The organism is Pseudomonas brassicacearum (assembly GCF_003732265.1).
In the GTDB taxonomy this organism is placed as follows: domain Bacteria; phylum Pseudomonadota; class Gammaproteobacteria; order Pseudomonadales; family Pseudomonadaceae; genus Aquipseudomonas; species Aquipseudomonas brassicacearum_D.
In genome coordinates, this window is record NZ_MOBK01000450.1 from 1 (window position 1) to 256 (window position 256).

At 64.5% G+C, this 256-nt stretch carries 1 protein-coding gene; it reads left to right on the forward strand.

Going from position 1 to position 256, the window contains the following annotated elements; genetic code table 11:
• On the forward strand, positions 1-256 hold a 256-nt coding region (locus BK660_RS32200; RefSeq protein ID WP_123436478.1), incomplete at both ends, for a DUF4131 domain-containing protein.

Genomic DNA, 256 nt, shown 5'->3' on the forward strand with positions numbered 1-256 from the left:
TGGCTTCTCGTGGGCCAGCGTCGGTGCGCAATGGGCGTTGAATGATCGTTTGCCAACTGAACTGGATGGCGAAACCCGTTGGCTCGAAGGACGGGTTATCGGCTTGCCGCAGAGCGCCGAGGGTGTGGTGCGTTTCGAGCTGGCGGATGCGCGCTCGCGTCATGAAAAGCTGCCATCGCTGATGCGCCTCGCCTGGTACGCCGGGCCGCCGGTCAACAGTGGCGAGCGCTGGCGCTTGGCGGTCAAGCTCAAGCGT